This window comes from Rhodococcus daqingensis (genome assembly GCF_042665615.1).
Taxonomy (GTDB): Bacteria; Actinomycetota; Actinomycetes; order Mycobacteriales; family Mycobacteriaceae; genus Rhodococcus_G; species Rhodococcus_G daqingensis.
Genome location: NZ_JBHTCS010000010.1, coordinates 18,210 through 44,790 on the forward strand (window position 1 = coordinate 18,210; position 26,581 = coordinate 44,790).

Genomic DNA, 26,581 nt, shown 5'->3' on the forward strand with positions numbered 1-26,581 from the left:
TCAGGCCCTCTTTCCGGCGATCGCGGCACGGGCGGCCGCGTTGACCACGAAGGTCAGAATGAACAGCACCAGGCCCACCGCGATGTAGGCACCGGCCTGGATCTCGTTGTTGAACTCCGCGTAGCCGAGCGCGATCTTCGAGGCGATCGTGGAACCGCTGTCGAACAGCGACCACCCGAACGCCTTCGAGGTGGTGCGCAAGATCATGTAGAGGGCCATCGTCTCGCCGAGCGCCCGGCCGAGACCGAGCATGGAACCGCTGATGTAGCCGGACTTGCCGAACGGGATGATGGTGGTCTTGACGACCTCCCACTTGGTGGCGCCGAGCGCGAGCGCCGCCTCGATGTGAGGGGTGGGGGTCTGCACGAACACCTCACGGGTGACGGCGGTGATGATCGGCAGGATCATCACCGCGAGCACGATGCCCGCGGTGAAGATCGTGCCGCCGCCCGCGATCGAGCCGGAGCCGGTGGCGAACAACGGGATCCACGACAGGTTCTCGTTGAGCCAGACGGCCAGCGGCTTGATCGCGGGGGCGAAGATCAACAGCCCCCACAGGCCGTACACGATGGACGGCACCGCGGCGAGCAGGTCGATCACGTACGCCAGCGGCCGCGCGAGCGACTTGGGCGAGTACTCGGTGAGGAAGATCGCGATGCCCAGCGCCACCGGCATGGCCAGCACCAGCGCGAACACCGACACCAGCACGGTGACCTGGAACAGGTCCAGGACGCCGAAGGCCATCTTGTTGATGTCCTGGGTGACCCACTCGGAACTGGTGAGGAAGTTCACCTCGTTGCGGGCGAGAGCGGGGACCGCCCGCCAGACCAGGAAGACACCGATCGCGCCGATCAGGACCGTGATGAACACGGCCGACCCGGTCGCCATCGAGGTGAAGACCCGGTCTCCCGGACGCGTCACCGTCTTGGACGAGGCTGCGGGTGTTGGAGTGATCGGTGCCTCCGGTGTTCCGAGCGGACCGCCCACCCCGGCCCCGACATCACCGGGGGTGGGGGTGCGAGGTGCCGATTGGGTGGGCGCGTCGCTCATCTGCGCTCGCAATCTTCTTCGTATGAATATAGAGCCTGGACCGGTCGGACCGCTCAGCCGATGGCCGCGATGGACGCGTTCAGCTTGTCCTTGACCGTCGCGGGCAGCGGCACGTAGCCCTGCGCGGACAGCTCCGCCTGTCCCTCGTTGGCCGCACTGGTCAGGAAGGACTTGACGGCCGCGGAGGTATCGGCGTCGTAGCCCTTCGAGCAGACGATCTCGTAGGTCGCCAGGACCAGCGGGTACGCGCCGGCCTCGGTGGTGCCGTAGATCGACTTCAGGTCCAGCGTGAGGTCGCCGACGCCCTCGGTCTTGAAGGCCGCGCCGCTGATCGCCTTGGCGGCCGAGTCCTCGGTCAGCGCGACCGCGCCCGCGCCGCTGTCGATCTGGGCGGCCTTGAGCTTGTTCTGGTCCGCGAAGGACTTCTCGACGTAGGTGATCGATCCGGGCGCGCCCGCGACGGCCTGCGCGACGCCGGCCGAGCCCTTCGCGCCCTCACCGATGCCGCCGGCGAAGTCGGAGCCCGCGCCCTGGGTCCACGCGCCCTTCGAGGCGGTGGTCAGGTACTGCTGGAAGTTGTCGGTGGTGCCCGAGGAGTCGGAGCGGACGATCACGGTGATGTCCTGGTCCGGCAGGGTGGCACCGCTGTTGAGCGCGGCGATCGCCGGGTCGTTCCACTTCTTGATGCCGCCGTTGAAGATCTTGGCGATGACCTCACCGTTGAGCGTCAGGTTGTCGACGCCGTCGAGGTTGTAGGCGAGGGCGACCGGACCGAAGACGAGGGGCAGGTTCCAGGCGTCGTTGCCCGCGCAACGCTCCTTGGCCGCGGCGGCCTGCTCGGCCTTGATGGCGGAATCGGAGCCGGCGAAGTCGATCTGCTTGGCGATGAACTGGGTGCGCCCGTCGCCGGAACCGCTGGGGTTGTAGGCGAGGTTGACGGTCTTGCCCTTGTCCTTGCACACCGCGATGTACGTCGAGGTGAAGGCGTCCATCGCGTTCTTCTGCGCGGAGGAACCGGCCGCGGACAGCGTCTCCTTGCCCTCACAGGCGGCGTTCGAGGTGGAGGTGTCCACCGAGGCGCCGGACGCGGAGTTGTCGTCGCTGCCGCACGCGGTCAGGGCCATGGCACCTGCGGCCAGCACACCGAACATCGCAGCACTGCGCTTGAGGTTCACGCTATTTCCTCCGGGAGGCTCAACTTCACGCCCGTGTCGGGCGGTGTTCCGTGGCGCAGTTCGCATGAGCGTTGCACCAGGCAGCACGGCGCCGCCCAACGAGAAAGGTAGGGGCAGGTGGTGGACAGAGCGTCCCAGAATGGTGAACGGAGGGTGAACTCATGGCCGGGTGAGGCAAATCTCACCCCTGGCCATGGCATACGGCCCTCAGGCGTAGGCGACATCCACGTGAAACCGCTCGAATCCGAGCCGCTCGTACGTGTGCAGCGCGGCGACGTTGTCCGCCTCGGTGTACAGCAACACCGTCTCCAGGCCCCGATCCCGCAGATACCGCAGGCCGGCGACGGTGAGTAGCCGGCCCAGGCCCCTGCCCTGCGCGGCCGGGTCGATCGCCACTACGTACACCTCGCCGAGCTCGGCGGACTCCGACGTCGCCGGATGCACCTTGGTCCAATGGAAGCCCAGGAACGCACCGGTCTCCGCGTCGGTCGCGATGAACAGGCCCGCGGGGTCGAACCAGGGCTCGGCCCGTCGCTCCGCGATCTCCCGCTCGGTCCAGGACCCCTGCTCAGGGTGCCAGTCGAAGGCCGCGGCGTTGACCCGCAGCAACTCGGCATCGTCCTGCGCCCCCGCATAGGTCCGCAGGATCACGCCCTCGGGCACCGCGATGTCCGGCAGCTCCGGTCGGGCCAACGGCCTGCGCATCTGCAACAGCTCGCGGACGGGACTCAGGCCGAGGTGCGCCGCGACCGCGCGGGCGGCGGGCAGGTCGCCGTGGGCCCAGACCCGGGCGCCCTCGCCGCCCTTCGCCAGGGCCTCCCTGACCAAGCCCCTGCCGATCTTGGTACCCCGATGCGCGGGGTCGACCGCGATTTCCACCATCGCCGGATGCTCCCCGTGGGGCGGCTCGAGGCTCGCGTAGCCGACGATCGTGTCGTCGAGCGTCCACAGCAGGTGCCGCGACATTTCCGATTTGCCCTCGATGTGGTGGACGGCCTGCTCGGAGAGCGGCGCGGTCCCGTCCGCCGCGAGCGCGCGGTCCAGCACGCCGTGCACCTGCGCCACCTGGTCGTCGTCGAGCAGGTAGAACCAGCTCCTGGCAGCTTCGGGCATCTACAGGACCGTTCCGTTGGCCGGGGTCAGCTCCGAGTCGTCGACGGCACCACCGTCGTCCTCGCCCTGGTCGTCGGCGGGCACGGGTGCGTTGCCGGACTTGCGGCTGGGCCGGACGGCCTTGTAACCGACGTTGCGCACGGTACCGATGAGGGCCTCGTACTCGGGGCCGAGTTTGGCGCGGAGCCGTCGCACGTGCACGTCCACCGTGCGGGTGCCGCCGAAGAAGTCGTAACCCCAGACCTCCTGGAGCAGCTGCGCGCGGGTGAACACCCGGCCCGCGTGCTGCGCGAGGTACTTGAGCAGCTCGAACTCCTTGTAGGTGAGATCGAGCGGGCGGCCACGCAGCCGTGCGGTGTACGTGCCCTCGTCGATCACGAGCTCACCGAGCGTGATCTTGCCGGAGCTCTCCGGGCTGGCGACGCCGCCGCTGCGGCCGACCAGGAGCCGCAGCCGCGCGTCGAGCTCGGCGGGCCCGGTGCCCGGCAACAGGATGTCGTCGAGGCCCCAGTCCGCGTTGACCGCGACCAGTCCGCCCTCGGTGAGGACCGCCACGACGGGAACCGCGGACCCGGTGCTGCCGAGCAGCCGACACAGGCCGCGCGCGGCGGCGAGATCCGTCCGGGCGTCGACGAGGGCGATGTCCGCTGATCCGGCCTCGAGCAGCGAGGCCACCTCGGTGGGGGCGGGCCGCACGGTATGCGCCAGGAGCGCGAGCGAGGGCAGCACCGACTCTGGGTGTGGGTCCGAGGTCAGCAGGAGCAGCTCCACGCGGCCTCCCCTTCTCGCCGTTTCATGTGCCCGGGCACGGCCGACAGTGACGCGATACTCGAACAGACTAACGTGCCGTGCCCGGTGGGCACCCCACACAGCCCCGTTCCGGTCAGCAACAATGGTGCGGTGCGGAAACTGATTCTCGGCCTGGTGTTGCTGTTGGCGCTCGCGGTGGTCATCGACTTCGGCGCGGCCGCCTACTCCGAGTACCGGGTGTCGCGGAGTCTGCGCGAGGGCGGCGAGCTGAACTCGGACCCCGACGTCACCATCGGCGGCTTCCCCTTCCTCACCCAGGCGGCGAACGGCAAGTACGAGGACGTCGAGATCCGCGCGCGGGGGGTCGACAGCCAGGTGCTCGGCGAGGTCACGGTCGAGGCGAACCTGCGTGGGGTGAGCATCCCCGCATCCGAGCTGGTGAACGGCACCGTCAAGACCGTTCCCGTCGACCAGCTCGACGGCCGGGTCCTGATCGACGCCACCTCGCTCGGCCAGTTCCTCGGCATCCCTGACCTCCAGGTGTCCGCGCCGCCCGCGGACCGGTCCGACGGCACCGGCGGATCGGGCGGCTCCGGGATGACCACCTCCGGGGGCGTGGTGCTGACCGGCACGGTCCCGATCGGGCCGATCCGGGCGAGTGTCAGCGTGCAGGCCGACCTCCTGCTCGACGGCGAGAACGTCAGGATCGTCGCAACCGACCTCTACTTCGGCCCCGAGGGCAACGCGGACTTCACCGTCCCCGCGCCGCTCAAGCCGGCCGTGCTCGGGCTGTTCACTCGCACCGTGGATGCGCAGCGGCTGCCCTTCGGCGTGCTGCCGACCAAGGTCTACGCGGAGGGCTCGCAGGTCGTGATCGAGGGTTCGGGCGACAACGTGGTGATCAACCTCGACGATCTGCAGGCCCCGTGACCGGCCTCCTCGTCCTCGCGCTGGCCCTCGTCGCGGCGGCGGCCGTCGGGCTGGTGCTGCGGGCCCGGTCGGGCACCGTGCGGGCCACCGCGCCGTCCGACTCCGTCACCGACACCCGGAGAGCGCTGCTCGCCGAGGCCGGGGTGGCGGGCGCAGGCCCGGCCGTTCTGCACTTCTCCGCCGACTGGTGTGGGCCCTGTGCCGCGGTCCGACGGGTGATCGGGCAGGTCCTCGAGACCCTCGACGGGGAGCTCGAGCCGAGCTCCCCGCGGGCCGTCGAGATCGAGGTCGACATCGACGAGAACGCCGCGCTCGCAGCCGAACTCGGCGTCCTGTCGCTGCCCACCACGTTCATCTTCGACACCGCGGGGGTGCAGCGGTACCGGGTGTCCGGGGTGCCGACGGCCGCCGACCTGCGGGCGGCGCTGCTCCCCCTGTGCGGCCCCGGGGATACAAACCCGGACGGAAACGGGTAAGCTCCTCCTCGTGCAAACCAGCCAGGAGCTCATGCTCACCCGACGCCGCACAGTTGATCTGTGCCGCCTCGGCGGTTGTTGCTGTACCTGCTGCTGATCCCACGGCTGACGTCTTCCGCTCATCCGGCACCCTCTGCCTGAGCACCGCGCCGTGATCACCTTCCGGAATACCCGCGGTTCATCTCCGCACGTCAAGGCATCCGTTTCAAGCGCAGGAGCTCTCTCCCATGTCCACCACCGCCACCTCCCGGTCCCGCGCCGGGCACCCCGACCAGGTCGATGTCCGCGGTCCGCGGTTCGCGGCCTGGATCACCACCGGTGTCCTCGTGGCCGTGCTCGTACTCTCGACGTTCTCCACGGTCGCGGCCGGGCTGCTGCTCGCGGCGCAGGCCGTGGTGTTCGGGCTCGGCGCCGCCCGCGGCCCCCGCAACAGCCCGTACGGCCAGGTGTTCGCCCGGTTCGTCGCGCCGCGGCTGTCCCCGACCACCGAGCGTGAGCCGGTTGCCCCGCTGCGGTTCGCCCAGCTCGTCGGGCTCGCGTTCGCCGTCGTCGGCGTGGCCGGCTTCCTCACCGGCCTGACCGCCGTCGGCACCGTGGCCACCGGCTTCGCGCTCTTCGCCGCACTGCTGAACGCGGCCTTCGCGTTCTGCCTCGGCTGCCAGATCTACCCACTCGTGGCCCGCTTCCGCAGGTCGACCTCGATCACCGCGGCGTAGCCGCCCAATCCAGCCGGTCTAGGCCGCACCACCCACCCATACCCACGCAAGAAGTATCGAAAGGAAAACCATGGCTCGCTCCGACGTCCTGGTCTCTGCCGACTGGGCCGAGCAGAACCTCAACGCTCCGAAGACGGTCTTCGTCGAGGTCGACGAAGACACCTCGGCCTACGACGGCGGCCACATCGAGGGCGCTGTGCGGCTCGACTGGCGCAAGGACCTGCAGGACGGCGTCCGTCGTGACTTCCTCAACCGTGAACAGTTCTCCGCGCTGCTGTCCGCCAAGGGCATCGCGAACGACGACACCGTCGTCCTCTACGGCGGCAACAACAACTGGTTCGCCGCGTACGCGTACTGGTACTTCAAGCTGTACGGCCACCAGGACATCAAGCTGATCGACGGCGGCCGCAAGAAGTGGGAGCTCGACGGCCGCCCGCTGTCGAAGGACGAGGTCGTCCGCCCGGCCACCACCTACCAGGCCGGCGAGCCGGACACCTCCATCCGCGCCTTCCGCGACGAGGTCATCAACGCCATCGGCAACAAGAACCTGGTCGACGTGCGTTCGCCCGACGAGTTCTCCGGCAAGATCCTGGCGCCTGCGCACCTCCCGCAGGAGCAGGCTCAGCAGCGTGGCCACGTCCCCGGCGCCATCAACATCCCGTGGAGCACCACCGCCAACGAGGACGGCACCTTCAAGTCGGACGAGGACCTGACGAAGCTCTACGCCGAGAAGGGCTTCGACGAGAGCAAGGAAACGATCGCCTACTGCCGCATCGGCGAGCGCTCGAGCCACACCTGGTTCGTGCTGCAGGAGATCCTCGGTAAGAACAATGTCAAGAACTACGACGGCAGCTGGGTTGAGTACGGCTCCCTCGTGGGTGCACCGATCGAGTTGGGAGCCTAGTTATGTGTGGAGCACCTGTTCAGGGTCAGACCCTGCCCGCGGGCGTGGACGTCGAGAAGGAGACCGTCATCACCGGCCGCGTGCTGGCCGCTGACGGCCAGCCGGTCGGCGGCGCCTTCGTCCGCCTGCTCGACGGCACCGGTGAGTTCACCGCCGAGGTCGTGGCCTCGGGCACCGGTGACTTCCGGTTCTTCGCCGCCCCCGGCACCTGGACCGTGCGCGCGCTGTCCAGCACCGGCAACGGCGACGCCACCGTCACCCCCGAGGGCAACGGCGTCCACAACGTGGACATCACCGTCTCGAAGTAGCGCCAACGCGCACAGTTCGGCCACAGCGGCCCCGCTCCCCCACCAGGGAGCGGGGCCGCTGTGATGTTTCCGGGGTAGGCGGCACCCACGGCATGCGGCTGCGACGCTTCGGTTTACACTGTTGCCGTGGTCATCTTCTTCGAGGTTCTACTCGCCTTCGCCTCCGTGCTGATTGCTTGGTTCTCGCTGTATGTCGTGTACCGCCTGGTGACCGACGAGTCGTGAGCCAGACGTCCGGACCGGACGACGGTGCGCCGCCCGCCTCGGGCGAGAACGCGCCGTCCGATGCGGTGTCCGTGCAGCGCGGCAGCGGCGACAGGGCCGTGGCCGCCGCCGAGGAGCGCGCCAAGGAGACCGCCGCGCGCAACATCGCGGTGCTGCCCGGCCTGCCCATTCCCGAGGACACCGCCAACCTCCGCCTCGGACCCGACCTGAACCCGGGCATGCTCGCGCTGCTCCCCCTGGTCGGCGTCTGGCGCGGCGAGGGTGAGGCGAACAATCCCACGGACGGCGAGTACCGCTTCGGCCAGCAGATCGTGGTGTCGCACGACGGCGGCAACTACCTGCACTGGGAATCTCAGTCCTGGGTGCTCGACGCCGACGGCGAGTACGTCCGACAGGACCTGCGCGAGAGCGGGTACTGGCGGGTCGCGGGCGACGGCATCCCCGGCAGCGTCGACGAGGAGACCGTCGAGCTGCTGCTCACGCACAGCTCCGGCGTCGTCGAGCTGTACTACGGTCAGGCCCTGACCCAGTCCAGCTGGGAGCTCGCGACCGACGTGGTCATCCGCAGCAAGCAGGGCGCACTGGTCGGCGGCGCCAAGCGCCTGTACGGCATCGTCGAGGGCGGCGACCTCGCCTACGTCGAGGAGCGCATCCTCGCCGACGGCCCGCTGAAGCCGCACCTCTCGGCCCGCCTCGCCCGCTACGTCGGTTAGCCACCCGAACGCAGAACGACCCCCGAGCCGTACCCGTGCGCGGACGCTTGTCTCGCACGGATCCCGGTCGGGACTCGACCGGGGACTCGGGGGCCGGGTAGCTGCCTGGGATTCGCCAGCCGCATTGCGCGGTTGATGGAACCCCACCGTCAGCGGTAGCGGCTAGCTGACAGCCACCTCACGCGTCCTGTAGTTCTTCAACTTCAGACCACCTCCTTCCTCGTGTACGGACGAAGGTACGCCCGCCGGGAGGGCCTCGCAATCGATTAAATCGCCGCCTCTTCCTGCGCGGATACCGACTCGCTCCGGACGGCGATCACCAGGTCGGCCCCGGTGTCGGCGGGCAGCTGGTGGGTGACCACGACCACCGTGCGGCCGGGGTCGACCACGGCGGCGCCGCGGTCGAGCAGGCCCCGCAGCAACTCCGCACCCGCGTCCGCATCGAGGTGTTCGGTCGGCTCGTCCAGCAGCAGTACCCGCGCGGGCGATGCGATGGCGCGCGCGAGCAGCAGGCGCCGGCGCTGACCACCCGACACCGACCGTCCCCCCGACGCCAGCGCGGTGTGCACTCCGTCCGGGAGCCCGGCCACCCAGGGTCCGAGCCCGACCTTGTCGAGCACCGCCCGCGCGCCCGCCTCGTCCAGGCCGCCGTCCGCGACACGCAGGTTCTCGAGCAGTGAGGTGTCGAACAGGTGGGCGTCCTCGGCGAAGAATCCCACCGCGCGGCGAAGCGAGTCCGCGTCGACCGCCCCGACGGGCTTCCCGTTCACCGCCAGCGATCCGGCCACGGGCGCCAGCAGCCCGGCCAGTGTCATCAGCATCGTGGTCTTGCCCGCGCCGCTGGGCCCGACGATCACCACCCGCGCGCCCGGTGCCAAGTGCAGGTCCAGCGGCTCGGTGACCGAGCCGCCCAGCCACCCGCAGCGGAGGCTCTCGGTACGCAGGTGCACCGGCCCCTCGACGACCGCACCGCCGGTCGGCACCGGGTCCCCCGCCCGGTCGAGCAGGTCCATGATGCGCGCCGACGCGAGCCTCGCCCTGGTCAGCGCGACCGCGGCGGCGGGCAGCGCCGCCGTGCCCTCGAACGCGGCGAGGGGCACCAGCACCAGGATCGCGAGCGCCATCGGGGTCATCCCGTCGGGCATGCCCCCGCCGGGTCCGTACAGCGAGATGCCGATCAGCAGCGACCCCAGCACGCTCGCCCCGATGGCGAGCGGGGTCGCGGCCGTGGCGAAGGCGGACGGGATCGCGGACCGGTCGGTGGCCCGGATCGCACCGGACTCCCAGTCGTTCGCCGCCCGGACCGTCTCGTCGAGCCGGCCGGCGACGCGGAGTTCGGCGGCGTGGTCGAGCGCCAGCACCGCGGTCTCGCTGAACCGGGCCGACGCCACCGCCCCGTCGGACTCCGCCATCCGCGCGGCCCGGGCGGACAGCACCGGCGCCAGCACCCCCGACACCGCGAGCGCGACGGCCAGCACCAGTGCCGCGGCCGGCGAGATCAGTGCGAGTCCGACGATCGCCGCGACCGCCAGCACCGCGGCCACCGCCATCGGGATCAACGCCCGGACCACCACGTCGCCGAGCGCGTCGACGTCCGCTCCGGTGCGGGCGAGCAGGTCTCCCCGGCGCAGACCGGCCGGCGCTGCCGGATCTCCCTCGGAGAGCCGGCGGTAGATCCGTTCGCGGGCCGTGGTCGTGCCGCGCAACGCGGCGTCATGGGTGGCGAGCCGTTCGAGGTACCGGAACAGCCCGCGCGAGATGCCAAGAGCCCGAACCGAAACGACGGCGACCGTGAGATCCAGCACCGGCGGCATCTGCCAGGCCCTGGTGATCAGCCACGCGGAGATCGCGGCAAGCGCGAGGGCGCTGCCGAGGGTCGCGACCCCGGCCGCGAGGGCGGAGAGGACCCGGCCCGGCCGCAGGTCCAGCAGTCCGAGGGCCCGCAACAGCGGGTCGCGGCTCATGCCGACACCCCCGGGGCGATGTCGACGCCGTCGGCGGCCTCGACGTGCACCACCTCGTCGCCGGCCCGCAGCACGGCGTCCCGGTGCCCGACCATCACCACGGTGCGGCCACGGGCGGCGAGGGCGCACACCGACCGGAGGACCGTCGCCTCGGTCGTCGGATCGAGATGGGCGGTCGGCTCGTCGAGCAGCACCACCCGGGCCTCGGAGAGCAGCACCCGGGTCAGTGCCAGTCGCTGCCGCTGGCCGAGCGAGAGGCCGAGGCCGCCCACCCCGACCCGGGTCTCCCACCCGTCGGGGAGGTCGGCCAGCACCAGATCGAATCCCGTTGCCGCGCAGGCCCTGTCGAGCTCCTCCGCGCCCGGAGTGACGGGCCCGGTGAGCTCGAGGTTCTCGCGAAGCGTGCCCGGGATCAGGACCGGGTGCTGCGGCAGCCAGGCGACCTCGCGCCACCACACCATCGGGTCGAGCGTGTGGACGGGGGTCCCGCCGACCGACACCTCGCCCTCGTCGGGGCGGGCGAGGCCGAGGATCAGGTGCAGCACCGTGGATTTGCCCGATCCGTTGGCGCCGGTGAGGACGGTGACCCGGCCCGGTTCCAGGACCGCGTCCAGCCCGCGCGGCGCCCAGTGCCCGCGGGCCCGCACCCCCACCCCACGCAACACGATCGGGCCGCGGGGCGCGGCGGTCACGCCCTCCCCAGCCGCAACCGGCGCCCTGCCGTCCAACACCTCGAAGGCCTTCTCGGCGGCCGCCATTCCGTCCTCCGCCGCGTGGAACTGCGCGCCGACCATCCGCAGCGGTAGGTACACCTCGGCCGCGAGGATCAGCGCGATCACGCCCCCGCGCAATTCCATGCCGCCGAACACCAGCCGCAGGCCGATGCTGACGGCGACCAGCGCCACGCAGAGGGTTGCCAGCAGCTCGAGCACCATCGCGGACAGGAACGCGATCCGCAACGCGGACATGGTGGTGTGCCGGTGCGCGTCCCCGAGCTCCCTGACCCTGGCCGCTGGGCCGCGTTCGCGGCCCAGCGCCCGCAGCGTGGGCAGCCCCGCGAGCAGGTCGAGCAGCTGCGCGGACAACGTGGTCATCGTGGCCAGCGAGGCGGCCGCCTTGCCCTTGGTCAGCAGTCCGATCAGGATCATGAAGATCGGCACCAGCGGCAGCGTCAGTGCGATGATCACCGCGGACGTCCGGTCGGCGAACAGGATCACCAGCAGCGTGAGCGGGGTGACCGTGGCCGCGAGCAGCAGCGAGGGCAGATAGCCGGTGAGATACGCCCGCAGGCCCTCGATCCCGCGGGTGAGGACGGTGGCGAGCTCGTCGCGGCGCGGGTCCAGCTCGCGCGGCGGCAGCTCGGCGGCCGCGGCGAGCACCTCGCCCCGGAGCTCGCCGATCACCCGCGACGCCGAGCGGTGTGCGAATCGTGCGTGCGCCCAAGTGGATACGGTCCGCACCGCGATCGCCGCGGCGAGCACCGACAGCTCGGTTCCCCACGCCCCCGGGGTCCGCGCGTCCGGGTCGGTGATCACGCCGGCCAGCACGGTGCCGATCATCAGCGCCGACACGATCACCGTCGCCGCGGTGACCAGGGCCAGCGCCACCGTGAGCATCAGGTAGCCGCGGGCCGACCTCGAGTAGCGCCAGAGCCGGGGGTCCACCGGGCCGCGCCTGCGGGGTCGATCCGCGGGCGCGGCCGGTGCGTCGAGCGACATCTAACGCGTCTTCAGGGGCAGACCGATCGACGGCGGGATCTGCTTGGTCGAGATCCGCTGGCGGAACACCCAGTACGTCCAGCCCTGGTAGATCAGGACCACCGGGGTCATGATCGCTGCCGCCCACGTCATCACCTTCAACGTGTACGGGCTCGACGAGGCGTTGTAGATGGTGAGGCTGTACGCGTCGTCGATCGTCGAGGGCATGACGTTCGGGTACAGCGAGCCGAACAGCAGTACCACCGTGGCGATCACCGCGACGGACGTGAGCACGAATGCCCAGCCCTCACGCTCGACCGCGGTCAGCCCGACCACCCCGAGCAGGGCGGCCGCGGCGACGGCCACCAGGATCCACGTCCATCCCTTGCCGTAGGCGAGCTGGGTCCACAGCACGAAGGCCCCGGCGACCACGACCGTCGGAACGGACAGCCGCGCAGCGAGTTTCACCGCATCGGCCCGTACCTCATCGGCCGTCTTGAGAGCCAGGAACACCGCACCGTGCAGGGCGAAGACCAGGGCCGTGGTCAACCCGCCGAGCAGGGCGTACGGGTTGAGCAAAGCGAAGAAGCCGGAGGTCACCTGCTTGTTCTCGTCGATCGCCACGCCGCGCACGATGTTGGCGAAGGCGACGCCCCACAGCACCGCCGGGACCCACGAGCCGATCATGATGCCCCAGTCCGCGCGGGCCCGCCATCGGTCGTCATCGATCTTCCCGCGCCACTCGATCGCGCAGACCCGCAGGATCAGCGCGACGAGGATCAGCAGCAGCGGGATGTAGAAGCCCGAGAACAGGGTCGCGTACCACTCCGGGAACGCGGCGAACAGCGCACCGCCGCCGGTGATCAGCCACACCTCGTTGCCGTCCCAGACCGGGCCGATGGTGTTGAGCATGACCCGTCGCCGGGTGTCGGTCCGGCCGAGCACCGGGAACAGCATGCCGACGCCGAAGTCGAAACCCTCCAAGACGAAGTAGCCGACGAAGAGCACCGCGATGAGAATGAACCAGAATTCCTGAAGTCCCATGGTCTTTCTCCCGCCTCAGTACGCGAACGACAGTTGTTTGGGCTCGCCCGGCTCCTCGGGCTCCTGTTCGTCGCCCGGCGGATGCATGTCGTGGTCCGACGGTCCGGCGATCGCGTACCGCCGGATCAGCATGAACCACACGACGCCGAGCGCGGCGTAGACGAGGGTGAAGACAATCAGCGAGGCAACCACCAGACCGGTCGGATGATCGGACACGCCCTGGTCGACGGTCAGCCGGATCTGGTCCACCCCAGTCGGGTTCGGGTGCACCACCCAGGGCTGGCGGCCCATTTCGGTGAACACCCAGCCGGCACTGTTGGCGAGGAACGGCGTGGGGATGGCCAGGATGGACAGCCAGCCGAACCACTTCTGGTCGGGGACCCGGCCGCCGCGGGTCATCCACAGCCCGACCACCGCGAGCAGGGCCGAGCCCGCCGCCCACCCGATCATCGCGCGGAAGGTCCAGTAGGTGACGAAGAGGTTCGGCTTGTAGTTGCCGGGCCCGAACTGCTCCTCGTACTGCTCCTGCAGCTCGGTGACGCCCGGCAGGGTGGAGTTGAAGTCGCCGTTCGCCAGAAACGAGGTCAGGCCGGGGATGCTGATGAGCTGGGTGATGTTCTCGCAGTTGTTCTGGGTGCCCACGGTGAGGACGGAGAAGTCGGCACCGGTCTCGGTGTGGCACAACGATTCCGCGGACGCCATCTTCATCGGCTGCTGCTCGAACATCAGCTTGGCCTGGATGTCGCCGGTGATCGCCAGGCCGACACCCGAGGCCACCATCACCCAGAGCGCGAGGATGGTGACCGGGCGGAACATGGTCCGGCCGGTGTTCCCGTGGGCGGCCGCGACCGCCGGGTCGGTGGCCTCCTTGGCCTTGCGCATGCTGCGGACCATCCACCAGCCGCCGATGCCTGCGACGAAGGTGCCCGCGGTGAGCAGGGCGCCCGCCACCACGTGCGGGAAGGCGGCCAACGCCGTGTTGTTGGTGAGCAGCTCCCAGATGCTGGTGAGCTCGGCGCGTCCGCGCTCCTCGTTGTACCGCGCGCCGACCGGGTGCTGCATGAAGGAGTTCGCGGCGATGATGAAGAACGCGGAGGCGTTCACGCCGATCGCGACCAGCCAGATCGTCGCCAGGTGAACGAGTTTCGGCAAGCGGCCCCAGCCGAAGATCCACAGGCCGAGGAACGTGGACTCGAGGAAGAAGGCCACCAGGCCCTCCAGAGCCAGTGGCGCACCGAACACGTCACCGACGAAGCGGGAGTACTCGCTCCAGTTCATGCCGAACTGGAACTCCTGGACGATTCCGGTGGCGACGCCGAGCGCGAAGTTGATGAGGAAGAACTTGCCGAAGAACTTGGTGAGCCGATACCAGTGGTCCTTCTTGGTTACCACCCACATCGTCTGCATGATCGCGATGAGCGGGGCGAGCCCGATCGTCAGCGGGACGAGAATGAAGTGGTAGACGGTCGTGATGCCGAATTGCCACCGAGATACGTCCAGTGCGTCCATGGCTTCTCCCATGCAGTGCCCGTCGGACAGGCTTGGCCGGGGCCGAGGCGTGGGCTGACGCCTCAGTCCCGTTTCAAAAGGTACGTCCTGCGACCTCGTGCCGCAGGCCTTTATCTACTACCGACAGTAGTAGTGCAGTCAAGTCGCCGCGCCCGCCCCGGACCGCGCTCAGACGGCGCCCGGCGACACCCCGACGGTCTCCGCCGACAGGTCGACCAGCGCGGACAGTTCCTCGGCGATCTCCGGCACGGCCATCACCCGTCCGTTCAGCGCCCGCACCCGTGCGGCGAGAGTCACACTCGAGAGCAGCCAGACACCGTCCGCCAGAATGAGATCCGCGGGCCGCAATGGCGCCACCTCCGTGCGGAACCGATGCTCGCCCGCGATCTCGAACAGCGCACGCTGGGTGGTGCCCGGCAGGATCCCCTGGTCGACCGGCGGCGTGATCAGCGTGCGCCCGCGGGCGATGACGACGGTCGAGCGCGGCCCCTCGAGCACGAGACCCTCACTACTGGTGAAGATCACATCGTCGGCGCCGAGCGAGTTCGCGTGTCGCAGGGCCGCCATGTTGGTCGCGTAGGACAGTGTCTTCGCGCCCAGCAGCTGCCAGGGCGCGAGCGCTGCCAGGTCCACCGAGAACCCGCGGGGCAGGGTCACCACCGCGATCCCGTCACGCCGGGCGGCCGCGACCCGCTCGTCGATCGGGCCGATCGTGAGATAGCCGGTTGGCCCACCACCGATCTCGCGGCCGCGGCTGAGCACCAGCCGCATCAGCCCCTCGCCGTCGAAGTCCCACTCCGCGAGGGCGGCGCCCACCGCGGCGCGCCAGCGGTCCAGGTCCTGCTCGGGCAGGTCCATCGCCGCCGCGGACGAGTTCAACCGCTCCAGATGCAGCTCGATGGTGCACGGGGTCCCGCCCCGCACCAGCACGGTTTCGAACACACCGTCACCGCGCACGGCCGCGAGGTCGTCCGCGTAGAGCAGCGGGACGTCGGGGTCGTGCACCTTGCCGTCGAGGGTCACCAGTACGCGCGGGGCCATGCCCCCAGCCTAGGGCGCGTCTCTCAAATCCTTCCGAATGCGCCTGGCGAAACGATCGTTGTCCGGCAAGACCTCGGAGTCGCTCCGCGGGCTCCGCTCCTGCGCGGAGGAGGAGCCGATACCGGGTTTGTATCGGCGACGACGACAACGCAGCTGGGCGGCGATCGGGCGCCAGGAGCGCCGAATGGGGATTTGGGAGAGGTGCCCTGGGACGCCCGACCGGCCGAGGCCGGACGCTCCTACTATGGAACCGTGTCCGAGTCGCCGAGCCTCACCCCCAGTCCGTTGCTGTCCGCCCCCGGTGCCGTCGCCGGGCCGGATGATTCCCTCGACGCCGGGGTGGCCTGGCACTACGGTGACCCGCTGCGCGAACAGCGCACCGCCGAGAACGGCGCCGCCGTCGTGGACCGTTCCAACCGCTTCGTGCTCTCCATTGGTGGCCCCGAGCGCCTGACCTGGCTGCACACCATCTCCAGCCAGCACGTCGCGCAGCTACCCGACGGCGGTTCGGCGGAGAACCTGAGCCTCGACCTGCACGGCCGGATCGAGGAGCACTTCGTGCTGACCGACCTGGACGGCGTCACCTGGATCGACACCGAGCCCAGCCACGGCCCTGGCCTGCTGGCCTTCCTGCAGAAGATGGTGTTCTGGGCGAAGGCCGAACCGGCCGCGGCGCCCGACATGGCCGTGCTGAGCCTGCTCGGACCCGACGTGCGGCGCCCGAAACTCCTTGCCGCGCTCGGCATCGCCTCGCTCCCCCCGGTCTACGGGGCGGTGGCGCTGCCGGGCGGCGGCTTCCTGCGCTCGATGCCGTGGCCCGGCGAGCACGCCTTCGACCTGATCGTGCCGCGCGACCAACTCGCCCGCTGGTGGGGCGAGCTCACCGCCGCGGGCGCGGCGCCCGCGGGCAGTTGGGCATTCGAGGCCCTGCGGGTGGCCGCGGTACGCCCCCGCATCGGAGTGGACACCGACGAGCGCACCATCCCGCACGAGGCCCGCTGGATCGGCGGCATCGCCGAGCACGGGGCCGTACACCTGGACAAGGGGTGCTACCGCGGGCAGGAGACCGTCGCCCGGGTGCACAACCTCGGCAAGCCGCCGCGACACCTTGTGCTGCTGCACCTCGACGGCTCCGCGGACACGCGCCCGGAGCCCGGCGACCCGGTCACCGCGGACGGCAGGCCCGTCGGACATCTCGGCACCGTCGTCGACCACCACGAGCTCGGTCCCATCGCGCTGGCGCTGATCAAGCGGACCGTACCGGTGGACACCGCACTGCTCGCCGGCTCGGTGGCCGCGTCGATCGATGCCGACTCGGTGCCCAGCTACGACGGCGTGCAGGCGGGCCGCGCCGCCGTCGACAGGTTGCGCGGGCGGTGAGCGGCCCCGGGCGCGTGGAGGCCGTCTGCGTGGTGCACGCCGAACGCGACAGCGGCACCAAACGGGTGCCACGCACCGCGATCGACAAGCGCCCCGTCGCCGGGCCGGTACTCATCGGCCCTTCGGGCCTGGACGGCGACCGCGTCTGCGACACCGAGTTCCACGGCGGCCGCTTCAAGGCCGTGTACGCCTACCAGCAGGACGAGGCGCAGCGCTGGGAATCGGAGCTGGGGCGCCTGCTGCCCGCCGGATGGTTCGGCGAGAACCTGCGGGTCAGCGGAATCGCCGCGAGTGACGCGGTGATCGGCGAACGGTGGCGGCTCGGCGACGGGGACCTCGCCGCCGAGCTGGAGGTGACCGGCCCACGGACCCCGTGCGGCACCTTCGGCGTGTGGTCCGGGGAGCCGCGCTGGGTCAAGCGCTTCGCCGAGCGCGCCGACACCGGCGCGTACCTGCGGGTGGTGCGCGGCGGCCTGGTCACCGCGGGCGACACCGTCCACCGCGTGCACGTTCCCGCCCACGGGGTGACGGTGCGCGACCTGTTCACCGGGCGGGACCCCGAGAATCTGGCCGCGTTGCTCGAGCAGCAGCCCGACCTGTCGCCTACTGTCGCAGACAAGGCACGCCGACGGATCGCCGGACGGAAGGTGCAGGTGGAGTATTGAGCGTCGAACTGGTCGAAGTGGATCGCTCCGGTTTCCGCGAGTGCGTGCATCGCGGATCGGTCGTCGTGCTGGCGCCCGACGGTGAGGTCATCCTGGCCCTCGGCGAGGTACACACCCCGATCTACCCCCGTTCGTCGAACAAACTCATGCAGGCGGTGGCCCTGCTGCGCAGCGGTTTCGTGCCGGCCGACAATCGCGAGCTGGCCATCGCCGCCGCTTCCCACGAGGGCGAACCCGAGCACGTCGCGGTGGTGCACGGGCTGCTCACCCGCACCGGGCTCGCCGAGAACCAGTTGCGCTGCCCGCCCGAACTGCCGTCGAACGACACCGCCAGGGCCCGCGTCCTCGCGTCCGGTGCGCTGCCGCGGCGGATCTTCATGAACTGCTCGGGTAAGCACGCCGCGATGCTCGCGGCCTGCGTGGCGCGGGGGTGGCCGCTGGAGAGCTATCTGGAGCCCGCGCACCCGGTACAGCTGGCGGTGGTCGACACCATCGCCGAGCTGGCCGGCGAGACCGACCTCGAGCTGGGCATCGACAGCTGCGGCCTGCCGATCGTGCCGCTCTCCCTGACCGCCCTGGCGCGCGGGTTCGCCGCCCTGGTCACCGCCGCCGCGGGCAGCCCGGAGCGTGCGGTGGCCGACGCGGTGCGCGAGCACCCCTGGCTGGTGTCCGGCACCGGGCACGACGACATGCTGCTGATGAGTGCCGTGCCGGGGCTGGTCTGCAAGGTGGGCGCCGACGGGGTGCACGCGGGAGCACTGCCCGACGGCACCTCGTTCGCGCTCAAGATCGACGACGGCGGCGAGCGCGCCCGGCTGCCGCTCACGGCCGCGCTGCTGCACCGGCTCGGGGTCACCTGGACCGAGGATCTGGCCGAACTCGCGTCGCCACCGGTACTGGGTGGGGGTGTCCGGGTCGGCACGATCCGGGCGATTCCGGGCGTGCTGAGATAAATCAGACACCCAATGAGGCCTGGGGTGGGAGCGCCCGCCGAGTTCTCAGGCTAGAGTGTGTGTCAGGAAGAAATACACACTCAAACGGGGCCGCCAAAAATTCCCAGGCCGCCCCGCGGAAGCGCGAGGGGGTTGGCCATGGGCCGCGGCCGGGCTAAGGCAAAGCAGACCAAGGTTGCACGCGAGCTCAAGTACAGCTCGCCGTCCACGAACTTCGACAGCCTGCAAAAGGAACTGTCCGGAGGTTCGTCCAGCTCCCACCGGAACGGGGTCCTCGCCGACCAGCGTTCCGACGACACCGCGTCGCGCTGGGACGACGACGAGAACGACGACTGGCGCCGCTGACGCCAGGCACCGCACCAAAGATGAGGGGGAGCCCACCGGCTCCTCCTCATTTTCGCGTGTGCGCGACGACCGTCCCCACAGACGACGAACGGACCGTTCGTCCGCCTGTGCGGCGGTGAACGGTCCGTTCGAACGTCTCTGACGGCGGACCGGGGCTGCCCCGGCCTGCCGCGGCTCAGAAGCGCGGGTGGTCCCCGACCAGACGAACCAGATCCGATCCGTCCTGCTTGTCCGATGCCTTGGCGACGGTGCCCAGCGTCCAGCAGTCGATGTGGCGGGCGGTCAGCACCGCCAGCGCACGGTCGACGTCCTCGGGCGCCACGATGGCGACCATGCCGACACCCATGTTGAACGTCTGCTCCATCTCAGCCCGCTCCACGCGGCCGCGCTGGGCGATCATCGCGAACACCGGCGCCGGGCTCCAGGTGCCGCGATCGAGCTCGGCCACGAGCCCCTTCGGCATGACCCGGGCGAGGTTGTTCGCCAGACCGCCGCCGGTGACGTGGCAGAAGGTGCGCACATCCGTCTCGGCGATCAGGGCCAGGCAGTCCTTGGCGTAGATCTTGGTCGGCTCGAGCAACTCCTCACCGAGGGTGCGGCCGAACTCCTCGACGTGGCCGCCCAGCGACATCCGGTCGATCTCCAGGAGCACCTTGCGGGCCAGCGAGTAGCCGTTGGAGTGCAGGCCCGACGAGCCCATGCCGATCACCACGTCGCCCGGGCGCACGCGCTGCGGCCCGAGTACCGCGTCGGCCTCGACGACGCCCACGCCGGTGGCGGAGAGGTCGTAGTCGCCGTCCGCCATCAAGCCGGGGTGCTCCGCGGTCTCGCCGCCGAGCAGCGCGCAGCCGGCGATGATGCAGCCGTCGGCGATGCCCTTGACCAGTTCCGCGACCCGCTCCGGCACGACCCGCCCGACGGCGATGTAGTCCTGCAGGAACAGCGGCTCGGCACCGCACACCACGAGGTCGTCGACGACCATCGCGACCAGGTCGAGGCCGAGGGTGTCGTGCTTATCCATGGCCTGCGCGACGGCGATCTTGGTGCCGACGCCGTCGGTGGACGCCGCGAGCAGCGGCTCCTTGTACCCGCCCTTGAGGGCGAAGAGCCCGGCGAAGCCGCCGAGGCCGCCGATCACCTCGGGGCGGCTCGCCTTCTTGGCGAGCGGGGCGAACAGCTCGACGGCCCTGTCTCCGGCCTCGATGTCCACCCCCGCCGCCGCGTAGGAGGCGCCGGTGGGGCGGTCGTTGTCGTCGGTCATCGGATTCGCTGCTCCAGCCATCTTCTCGGCGGCACCCGGGGGCACCGCATGGTGATCTACGTGTGGGCGCAACGCGCCTACGGTCGACTCAACGCGCTCGCGTTGTCGTTGTCCTGCTTGGCCGCGGCGCCCGCGGTGCTCTCCAGCATTCCCTCGAGCACGTTCTTACCCATCGAGGTCTCGCTCGGCAGCGCAATCGGGTAATTGCCGTCGAAACACGCCGAGCACAGCCGCGAGGCGGGCTGCTCGGTGGCCGCGATCATGCCCTCGATCGAGACGTATCCGAGGGTGTCGGCGCCGATCGAGCGGCGGACGCCCTCGAGCATCTCGTCCATGCTGTGTCCGGTCACACCGTCGGCCTCGCTCGCTCCCGCACCGTTGGCGATCAGTTCCGCGGGTGAGGCGAAGTCGATGCCGTAGAAGCAGGGCCACTTGACCGGCGGGGAGGCGATCCGCACGTGGATCTCCAGCGCGCCAGCCTCGCGGAGCATCCGGATCAGCGCGCGCTGGGTGTTGCCGCGGACGATGGAGTCGTCCACGACGATCAGGCGCTTGCCACGGATGACCTCTTTGAGCGGGTTGAGCTTGAGGCGGATACCGAGCTGGCGAATGGTCTGCGACGGCTGGATGAAGGTGCGGCCGACGTAGGCGTTCTTCATCAGGCCCTGGCCGTAGGGGATGCCGGAACCCTGCGCGTAGCCGACCGCGGCGGGGGTGCCGGACTCCGGCACGGGGATCACGAGGTCGCCGTCGACCGGGTGTTCCTTGGCGAGCCTGCGACCGATCTCGACGCGGGTGGCGTGCACCGACCGGCCGCTGATCGTGCTGTCCGGGCGGGCCAAGTAGACGTACTCGAAGACGCAGCCCTTGGGGGTGGGCGCGGCGAAACGCGAGGAGCGGACGCCGTCCGCGTCGATGGCCAGCAGCTCGCCCGGCTCGATCTCGCGGACGAACGAGGCGCCGACGATGTCGAGCGCGGCGGTCTCGCTGGCGACGACCCAGCCGCGGTCGAGCCGGCCGAGGCACAGGGGACGCACGCCGTGCGGGTCGCGCGCCGCGTACAGGGTGTGCTCGTCCATGAAGGTCAGGCAGAAGGCGCCGCGCAGGGTCGGCAGCAGCTCCATCGCGGCCTGCTCGATGGTGCGGTCCGCCGCGGCGTGCGCGAGCAGGGCCCCGACGATGTCGGAATCCGACGTGGCGCCGCCGGGCCGCTTGTCGTTGACCAGCCCGGCCTCGCGGGCGCGGTTCGCCAGCTCGGCCGTGTTCACGAGGTTGCCGTTGTGGCCGAGCGCGATGCCGGTGCCCGCCGCGGTGGTCCGGAAGATCGGCTGGGCGTTCTCCCAGGTGGTCGACCCGGTGGTCGAGTACCGACAGTGCCCGACGGCGACGTGCCCCGGCATGGCGCCGAGGGTCTGCTCGTCGAACACCTGGCTGACCAGGCCGAGATCCTTGAAGACCAGCACCTGCGAACCGTCGGCGACGGCGATGCCCGCCGCCTCCTGACCACGGTGCTGCAGCGCGTAGAGGCCGTAATAGGTGAGCTTCGCCACATCCTCGCCGGGAGCCCAGACGCCGAAGACGCCACACTCCTCGCGGGGAGGCTGCTCGTCCTGATCCGACAGGTCTGCGGGTGCGAGAAGATTCGGGCTGTTGACCGACAATTCGGCTTGAGTCACCGGGGTTGCTCCCTAGGGGGTGGGATGGGGGGCAAGGGCCATTCTACGGGTTCACGGCGGGCACCCCGACCACAGGTCTCCCGGCTTCAGACGCGGAGCAGCGGCAGCCAGTGCTCGATCTCGCGGGCCCTCGTGCCCGACGCCGTCAGCGTGCCCGCGGCCGAGGCCGCGTCGAACGTCAGGGTTCCCGTCACCAGCAGGAGCCAGGTCCGCGGATCCGTCTCCACCACGTTCGGCGGGGTACCCCTCGTGTGCCGTGGTCCCGCGACGCACTGCACCGCCACGAACGGCGGCACCCGCACCTCCACCGAGGACCCCGGTGCGGTGTTCTCGAGGGTCCTGGCGCTGAGCCGGACGGCGGCCGCGAGCTGGGCCCTGCTGGGCGCCGGAGCGTCGGCGTCGGCCAGCCAGTCGCGGACCTCGAGCAGCGCCGCCCTCAGTTCGGCGGGGTCGATCTTCTTGCGTGGGGTCACTTCTCCGGTCCCTGCGTTCCGGCCCGCGCCTCGATCGCCGCGCGCACGCGTTCGGTGTCCGCCACGGTCCAGCCGTCGGGCCCCGCCACCGCGATCCAGCCGTCGAGCACGGTGGTGCCGTAGTTGTGGCCGTGACCGTCGGGCACGCCCGCGGCGTTGGCGAGATCGGCCGCGACCTGCCAGAACGTCACGAACGGGAACCAGCGCATGCTCGGCAGACGGTCGGCGCCCGGCGCCTCCGAGAGCCAATCGGGGCGGTTGAAGATCAGGTCGGGACTCCACCACACCACCGGATCCGACGGGTGCTGGATGTAGAGCACCCGCGGCGTCATCCAGGGGGACGGCGGATTCGCGATCGAGGACGCGTCGTTGGCGAACCGCACGACCAGACCGTCCGAGTAGACCGGTTCGACCTGTGGGCTCCCCAGATCCCGCCGCGCGACGAGCCGGCTCCACAGCGGGTTCGCGTTCGGCGGTCCCACCCACAGCACCCCGTCGACGGTCTCCCGGATGTCGCCGAGTCCGTCGAACGCCGCCTCGCCGGCCTGAGTTCCGAGGCTCTCGCCGTAGACCAGCAGCTTGGGCCGGGTCTCCACGGGTTCGCGCAGCCAACGCTCGTGCACGCGGCCGATCAGCGCGCGCCCGGCCTCGGCCGCCTTGTCGCGGTCCGCGAGAAACGAGATCCAACTCGGCAGGTACGAGTACTGGCTGGCGACCAGGGCGCTGTCACCGTTGTGCACCAGCTCGATCGCCTCGGCCGCGGTCGGGTTGACCCAGCCGGTGCCGGTGGTCGGGATCACCACCAGGACGCTGCGCTCGAAGGCACCGGTGCGCTCGAGTTCCGAGATGACGACGTCCAGCCGGGCGTCGGTGTCGTCCGCGGTCTCCAGACCGGCGTACACCCGGATCGGTTCGACCGCCGGTTTCCCGTTCACCGCCGCCAATTCGTCGGCGTGCATCCCCCGGGACACGAAGTTGCGGCCCTCGAAGCCGAGCGACTCCCAGCTCGCGTACGAGCCGGGGCCACCGGACCGCTCGGGCTCGTCCGGCGCCGTCACGCCCTCGCGGGTGGTGTCGTTCTGCAGGCTGAACGCGGAGTTGATCGCCGCGTAGGTGGCGTCGAACAGCACGTCCGTCACCACGGTGTAGGTGAGGAACGCGACGAGGACCACGCCGATCGGCGCGGCCGCGGACCGCGGTACCTTCAGCCACCGGTTCAGGTAGCGCGCGATCAGGCGGACCAGATCCCGCAGGACCCGCCACAGCGAGATGATCAGCGCCGCGACCACCATGCTCAGCAGGAGCGTCCGGAGGTAGCCGGTGGTCGTGGTGCCCTCCGCGTCCGTCAACGCGGCGAGTTCGCGCTGCCACGCGGCGGCGGCGATCAGCATGCCGACCGACACCAGGAGCGAGAGGGTCGGCACCGCGATCTTGAGCGTCAGCTGGACCTTCGCGGGCGGCGGCCACCAGCCCAGCCGCGAGAGCAGGAACCGGTTGACCGCCCAGCCGACCGCGGTTCCGACGCCGTAGCCGATGGCCGCGGTGATGCCGCCGATCAGCCCCTGGAACAGCCAGTCCCGGGGAAGCAGGGACGGCGTCAGCGACCAGCAGAAGAACAGCGCCGCGAACGCGATGCCCGTGTAGTCCAGCCGCAGCAGACCCCAGGCCCACCCCACGAGGGGATGTCGTTCCCGCAGCGCCTCGGGCGAGGCGAGAACCTCGACCCAGCTCGACTGCTCGTGCCTCGTCTCGGTCTCTCCCCCGGCCTGCTTCGTCCCGACCTCTCCCCCGGTCAAGGGCTCAGCCGAAGAGTTCGGGGAGCGTCGCCTCCGACAGTTCGCGCAGCTCGGCCATGGTCACCGAGAACTGGCCCTGGATCTCGATCGAGTCCGAGCCCTCGTCGACGACGCCGATGCGCACCCACGGCAGTCCGCGGGCCGAGCACATGCCGGTGAACCGGGTCTCCTCGGTGCGCGGCACCGCGACCAGGACGCGTCCGGCCGACTCGGAGAACAGCGTGACGAACGGGTCCGCGCCCTCGGGGAGCAGGATCCGGCAGCCGGTCTCGCCGGCCAGCGCGGCCTCGACGACCGCCTGGGCGAGGCCGCCCTCGGACAGGTCGTGCGCGGCGCTGATCAGCCCGTCCCGCGAGCCGGCCAGCAGGATGTCGGCGAGCAGCTGCTCGCGCGCCAGGTCGACCTTCGGCGGCACGCCACCGAGGTGATCGTGCTCGACCTGGGCCCAGATCGAGCCGTCCAGCTCGTCGTGGGTGTCGCCCAGCAGGATCAGGGTCTCGCCCGGCTCCAGGCCGAGGCCGGTGGGGATGCGACGGTGCACGTCGTCGATCACGCCGAGCACGGCGACCACCGGGGTCGGCAGGATCGCCGTCGAGCCGGTCTGGTTGTAGAAGCTGACGTTGCCGCCGGTGACCGGGATGCCGAGGGCGGCGCAGCCGTCCGCGAGGCCGCGCACGGCCTGCTGGAACTGCCACATCACGCCCGGGTCCTCCGGCGAGCCGAAGTTGAGGCAGTTGCTGACGGCCTTCGGGGTCGCGCCGGTGACCGCGACGTTCCGGAACGCCTCGGCCAGCGCGAGCTGGGCGCCCGCGTAGGGGTCGAGTGCGGTGTAGCGACCGGAGGCGTCGGTGGCCAGCGCGATGCCGCGGCCGGTCACCTCGTCGATCCGGATGACGCCCGCGTCGGCCTGCTCGGCGAGCACGGTGTTGCCGCGCACGTAGCGGTCGTACTGCTCGGTGATCCACTTGCGGCTGCACAGCTGCGGCGAGGCCACCATGTTCAGCAGCGTCGTCTTCAGCTCGTCCGGCGTGGTCGGGCGGGCGAGGGCGGCGGTGGTGTCGGCGACGAGCGCGTCCTGGGTGGCGGGGCGCTGCACGGGACGCTCGTAGACCGGGCCCTCGTGCGCGACCGTGCGCGGCGGCACGTCCACGACGTTCTCGCCGTGCCAGTCGATGGTGAGCCGGTCGCCGTCGGTGACCTCACCGATGACGGTGGCGAGCACGTCCCACTTGCGGCAGACCTCCATGAACGCGTCCACGTTCTCGGGGGTGACGACGGCGCACATCCGCTCCTGCGACTCGCTGGAGAGGATCTCCGCGGCGGTCATGCCGGTCGCGCGGGTCGGCACCTTGTCGAGGTCGATGTGCATGCCGCCGTCGCCCGCCGCCGCGAGCTCGGAGGTGGCGCAGGACAGCCCGGCGCCGCCGAGGTCCTGGATGCCGACGACCAGCTTCGCCTTGTACAGGTCGAGGCAGCACTCGATGAGCACCTTCTCGGTGAACGGGTCGCCGACCTGAACCGCGGGCAGCTTCTTGGGACGGCCGCCGGACGACTCGTCGAAGGTCTCCGAGGCGAGGACGGACACGCCGCCGATCCCGTCGAGGCCGGTCCGCGCGCCGAACAGGATGATCTTGTTGCCGGCGCCGGACGCGAAGGCCAGGTGCAGGTCCTCGACCCGCATCGCGCCCGCACACAGCGCGTTGACCAGCGGGTTGCCCGCGTAGGAGGCGTCAAACACGGTCTCGCCGCCGACGTTCGGGAGGCCGAGGGAGTTGCCGTAGCCGCCGATCCCGCGCACCACGCCGTCGACGACCCGGCGGGTGTCGGGCGCGTCCGCCGCGCCGAAGCGGAGCTGGTCCATGACCGCGATCGGGCGGGCGCCCATCGCCATGATGTCGCGGACGATGCCGCCGACGCCGGTCGCCGCGCCCTGGTAGGGCTCGATGTAGGAGGGATGGTTGTGCGACTCGACCTTGAAGGTGACCGCCCAGCCGTCGCCGATGTCCACGACGCCCGCGTTCTCACCGATGCCCGCGAGCATCGACGAGCGCATCTCGTCGGTGGTGGTCTCGCCGAAGTAGCGCAGGTGCACCTTGGAGGACTTGTAGGAGCAGTGCTCGCTCCACATCACCGAGTACATCGCGAGCTCGGCATCGGTCGGGCGCCGACCGAGGATCTCCTTGATCCGGGTGTACTCGTCTTCCTTGAGTCCCAGTTCCTTGAAGGGCTGGGCGACGTCCGGGGTCGCTGCGGCCCTGGTGACGGTGTCGACCTGCGCGGTGCTCGTCTCTGAAGACACGGGGAGTCGGGTCCCTTCCCTGGAGGAATCGAATCGGCACCGCTGGCGGCGCGCTGCCTGGGCAAAGTCTAGCCGGGCGCCTCGACACCGGCCGCACTGGCAGAGGTGAGCGCCGCGG

24 protein-coding genes are annotated in these 26,581 nt (G+C 70.5%); 10 read left to right on the forward strand and 14 right to left on the reverse strand.

Annotation, left to right across the window (positions count from 1 at the left end; translation table 11 throughout):
• The 4 genes from pstC to ACFQS9_RS07900 all read right to left on the reverse strand — a co-directional run bounded on the left by pstC (position 1) and on the right by ACFQS9_RS07900 (position 4,109).
• The gene (gene pstC / locus ACFQS9_RS07885) at positions 1 to 1,050 is read right to left on the reverse strand and encodes a phosphate ABC transporter permease subunit PstC (protein WP_378403271.1); all 1,050 of its coding nucleotides are present in this window, start codon (positions 1,048 to 1,050) and stop codon (positions 1 to 3) included.
• Between the two features lie 53 nt (positions 1,051 to 1,103).
• Positions 1,104 to 2,225 (reverse strand): phosphate ABC transporter substrate-binding protein PstS, encoded by a 1,122-nt coding sequence (gene pstS / locus ACFQS9_RS07890; RefSeq protein ID WP_378403273.1) that lies wholly within the window; start codon positions 2,223 to 2,225, stop codon positions 1,104 to 1,106.
• Positions 2,226 to 2,432: 207 nt separating this feature from the next.
• Positions 2,433 to 3,338, reverse strand: a complete 906-nt coding sequence (gene mshD, locus ACFQS9_RS07895; protein ID WP_378403275.1) for a mycothiol synthase — start codon at positions 3,336 to 3,338, stop codon at positions 2,433 to 2,435.
• A complete protein-coding gene (locus ACFQS9_RS07900; RefSeq protein ID WP_378403277.1) occupies positions 3,339 to 4,109 on the reverse strand; it encodes a winged helix-turn-helix transcriptional regulator in 771 nt (256 codons plus the stop codon).
• 129 nt (positions 4,110 to 4,238) lie between these two features.
• On the opposite strand from ACFQS9_RS07900, the gene ACFQS9_RS07905 reads away from it, so the two are divergent.
• The 6 genes from ACFQS9_RS07905 to ACFQS9_RS07930 all read left to right on the forward strand — a co-directional run bounded on the left by ACFQS9_RS07905 (position 4,239) and on the right by ACFQS9_RS07930 (position 8,360).
• Positions 4,239 to 5,018 (forward strand): LmeA family phospholipid-binding protein, encoded by a 780-nt coding sequence (locus ACFQS9_RS07905; protein ID WP_378403279.1) that lies wholly within the window; start codon positions 4,239 to 4,241, stop codon positions 5,016 to 5,018.
• Positions 5,015 to 5,494, forward strand: coding sequence for a thioredoxin family protein (locus ACFQS9_RS07910; protein ID WP_378403281.1), 480 nt, complete (start codon positions 5,015 to 5,017; stop codon positions 5,492 to 5,494). The genes ACFQS9_RS07905 and ACFQS9_RS07910 overlap by 4 nt, the downstream gene beginning before the upstream one ends.
• Before the next feature lie 227 nt (positions 5,495 to 5,721).
• The gene (locus ACFQS9_RS07915) at positions 5,722 to 6,210 is read left to right on the forward strand and encodes a DUF4395 domain-containing protein (RefSeq protein WP_378403283.1); all 489 of its coding nucleotides are present in this window, start codon (positions 5,722 to 5,724) and stop codon (positions 6,208 to 6,210) included.
• A 70-nt stretch (positions 6,211 to 6,280) separates the two neighbouring features.
• Positions 6,281 to 7,114 carry a sulfurtransferase gene (locus ACFQS9_RS07920; protein ID WP_378403285.1) on the forward strand — a complete coding sequence of 278 codons (834 nt, stop codon included), beginning with the start codon at positions 6,281 to 6,283 and terminating at the stop codon, positions 7,112 to 7,114.
• A gap of 2 nt (positions 7,115 to 7,116) precedes the next feature.
• The gene (locus ACFQS9_RS07925) at positions 7,117 to 7,422 is read left to right on the forward strand and encodes a DUF1416 domain-containing protein (protein ID WP_378403287.1); all 306 of its coding nucleotides are present in this window, start codon (positions 7,117 to 7,119) and stop codon (positions 7,420 to 7,422) included.
• Positions 7,423 to 7,718: 296 nt separating this feature from the next.
• On the forward strand, positions 7,719 to 8,360 hold the full coding sequence (locus tag ACFQS9_RS07930; RefSeq protein WP_378403672.1) for a heme-binding beta-barrel domain-containing protein: 642 nt from the start codon (positions 7,719 to 7,721) through the stop codon (positions 8,358 to 8,360).
• A gap of 266 nt (positions 8,361 to 8,626) precedes the next feature.
• Here the strand turns inward: ACFQS9_RS07930 and cydC are convergent, their stop codons facing one another.
• The 5 genes from cydC to ACFQS9_RS07955 form a co-directional block, all read right to left on the reverse strand.
• On the reverse strand, positions 8,627 to 10,324 hold the full coding sequence (gene cydC / locus ACFQS9_RS07935) for a thiol reductant ABC exporter subunit CydC (protein ID WP_378403288.1): 1,698 nt from the start codon (positions 10,322 to 10,324) through the stop codon (positions 8,627 to 8,629).
• The gene (gene cydD / locus ACFQS9_RS07940; RefSeq protein WP_378403291.1) at positions 10,321 to 12,042 is read right to left on the reverse strand and encodes a thiol reductant ABC exporter subunit CydD; all 1,722 of its coding nucleotides are present in this window, start codon (positions 12,040 to 12,042) and stop codon (positions 10,321 to 10,323) included. Before cydD ends, cydC begins: the two co-directional genes overlap by 4 nt.
• Complete coding sequence (gene cydB / locus ACFQS9_RS07945) at positions 12,043 to 13,065, reverse strand: cytochrome d ubiquinol oxidase subunit II (protein ID WP_378403293.1); 1,023 nt, start codon at positions 13,063 to 13,065, stop codon at positions 12,043 to 12,045. It abuts the gene before it with no gap.
• 15 nt (positions 13,066 to 13,080) lie between these two features.
• Positions 13,081 to 14,574, reverse strand: coding sequence for a cytochrome ubiquinol oxidase subunit I (locus tag ACFQS9_RS07950; RefSeq protein ID WP_378403295.1), 1,494 nt, complete (start codon positions 14,572 to 14,574; stop codon positions 13,081 to 13,083).
• Positions 14,575 to 14,742: 168 nt separating this feature from the next.
• Positions 14,743 to 15,615: an aminodeoxychorismate lyase gene (locus ACFQS9_RS07955; protein WP_378403297.1), complete on the reverse strand. Its 873-nt coding sequence runs from the start codon at positions 15,613 to 15,615 to the stop codon at positions 14,743 to 14,745.
• A gap of 252 nt (positions 15,616 to 15,867) precedes the next feature.
• Between ACFQS9_RS07955 and ygfZ the strand changes: the two genes are divergently transcribed.
• The 4 genes from ygfZ to ACFQS9_RS07975 all read left to right on the forward strand — a co-directional run bounded on the left by ygfZ (position 15,868) and on the right by ACFQS9_RS07975 (position 18,958).
• Positions 15,868 to 16,995: a CAF17-like 4Fe-4S cluster assembly/insertion protein YgfZ gene (gene ygfZ, locus ACFQS9_RS07960; protein ID WP_378403299.1), complete on the forward strand. Its 1,128-nt coding sequence runs from the start codon at positions 15,868 to 15,870 to the stop codon at positions 16,993 to 16,995.
• Positions 16,992 to 17,660, forward strand: coding sequence for an MOSC domain-containing protein (locus ACFQS9_RS07965; RefSeq protein WP_378403301.1), 669 nt, complete (start codon positions 16,992 to 16,994; stop codon positions 17,658 to 17,660). Before ygfZ ends, ACFQS9_RS07965 begins: the two co-directional genes overlap by 4 nt.
• Positions 17,657 to 18,613: an asparaginase gene (locus tag ACFQS9_RS07970; RefSeq protein WP_378403303.1), complete on the forward strand. Its 957-nt coding sequence runs from the start codon at positions 17,657 to 17,659 to the stop codon at positions 18,611 to 18,613. Before ACFQS9_RS07965 ends, ACFQS9_RS07970 begins: the two co-directional genes overlap by 4 nt.
• Positions 18,614 to 18,751: 138 nt before the next feature.
• Positions 18,752 to 18,958: a DUF3073 domain-containing protein gene (locus tag ACFQS9_RS07975; protein WP_077042815.1), complete on the forward strand. Its 207-nt coding sequence runs from the start codon at positions 18,752 to 18,754 to the stop codon at positions 18,956 to 18,958.
• Between the two features lie 175 nt (positions 18,959 to 19,133).
• Here the strand turns inward: ACFQS9_RS07975 and purM are convergent, their stop codons facing one another.
• The 5 genes from purM to purL all read right to left on the reverse strand — a co-directional run bounded on the left by purM (position 19,134) and on the right by purL (position 26,463).
• The gene (purM, locus tag ACFQS9_RS07980) at positions 19,134 to 20,219 is read right to left on the reverse strand and encodes a phosphoribosylformylglycinamidine cyclo-ligase (protein ID WP_378403306.1); all 1,086 of its coding nucleotides are present in this window, start codon (positions 20,217 to 20,219) and stop codon (positions 19,134 to 19,136) included.
• Between the two features lie 77 nt (positions 20,220 to 20,296).
• Positions 20,297 to 21,895, reverse strand: coding sequence for an amidophosphoribosyltransferase (gene purF, locus ACFQS9_RS07985; RefSeq protein WP_378403308.1), 1,599 nt, complete (start codon positions 21,893 to 21,895; stop codon positions 20,297 to 20,299).
• A gap of 86 nt (positions 21,896 to 21,981) precedes the next feature.
• On the reverse strand, positions 21,982 to 22,368 hold the full coding sequence (locus ACFQS9_RS07990) for a sterol carrier family protein (protein ID WP_378403310.1): 387 nt from the start codon (positions 22,366 to 22,368) through the stop codon (positions 21,982 to 21,984).
• A complete protein-coding gene (locus ACFQS9_RS07995) occupies positions 22,365 to 24,065 on the reverse strand; it encodes an alpha/beta hydrolase (protein WP_378403674.1) in 1,701 nt (566 codons plus the stop codon). The genes ACFQS9_RS07990 and ACFQS9_RS07995 overlap by 4 nt, the downstream gene beginning before the upstream one ends.
• Before the next feature lie 103 nt (positions 24,066 to 24,168).
• Positions 24,169 to 26,463 (reverse strand): phosphoribosylformylglycinamidine synthase subunit PurL, encoded by a 2,295-nt coding sequence (gene purL, locus ACFQS9_RS08000; RefSeq protein WP_378403312.1) that lies wholly within the window; start codon positions 26,461 to 26,463, stop codon positions 24,169 to 24,171.
• Positions 26,464 to 26,581 lie beyond the last annotated feature (118 nt).

What these genes read in the sequence shown, in the direction of transcription:
- pstC (WP_378403271.1), bottom strand. Translation starts at nt 1,050, where the DNA reads ATGAGCGACGCGCCCACCCAATCGGCACCTCGCACCCCCACCCCCGGT.
- mshD (WP_378403275.1), bottom strand. Translation starts at nt 3,338, where the DNA reads ATGCCCGAAGCTGCCAGGAGCTGGTTCTACCTGCTCGACGACGACCAG.
- ACFQS9_RS07915 (WP_378403283.1), top strand. Translation starts at nt 5,722, where the DNA reads ATGTCCACCACCGCCACCTCCCGGTCCCGCGCCGGGCACCCCGACCAG.
- ACFQS9_RS07920 (WP_378403285.1), top strand. Translation starts at nt 6,281, where the DNA reads ATGGCTCGCTCCGACGTCCTGGTCTCTGCCGACTGGGCCGAGCAGAAC.
- ACFQS9_RS07925 (WP_378403287.1), top strand. Translation starts at nt 7,117, where the DNA reads ATGTGTGGAGCACCTGTTCAGGGTCAGACCCTGCCCGCGGGCGTGGAC.
- cydC (WP_378403288.1), bottom strand. Translation starts at nt 10,324, where the DNA reads ATGAGCCGCGACCCGCTGTTGCGGGCCCTCGGACTGCTGGACCTGCGG.
- cydD (WP_378403291.1), bottom strand. Translation starts at nt 12,042, where the DNA reads ATGTCGCTCGACGCACCGGCCGCGCCCGCGGATCGACCCCGCAGGCGC.
- cydB (WP_378403293.1), bottom strand. Translation starts at nt 13,065, where the DNA reads ATGGGACTTCAGGAATTCTGGTTCATTCTCATCGCGGTGCTCTTCGTC.
- ACFQS9_RS07950 (WP_378403295.1), bottom strand. Translation starts at nt 14,574, where the DNA reads ATGGACGCACTGGACGTATCTCGGTGGCAATTCGGCATCACGACCGTC.
- ACFQS9_RS07955 (WP_378403297.1), bottom strand. Translation starts at nt 15,615, where the DNA reads ATGGCCCCGCGCGTACTGGTGACCCTCGACGGCAAGGTGCACGACCCC.
- ACFQS9_RS07975 (WP_077042815.1), top strand. Translation starts at nt 18,752, where the DNA reads ATGGGCCGCGGCCGGGCTAAGGCAAAGCAGACCAAGGTTGCACGCGAG.
- purM (WP_378403306.1), bottom strand. Translation starts at nt 20,219, where the DNA reads ATGACCGACGACAACGACCGCCCCACCGGCGCCTCCTACGCGGCGGCG.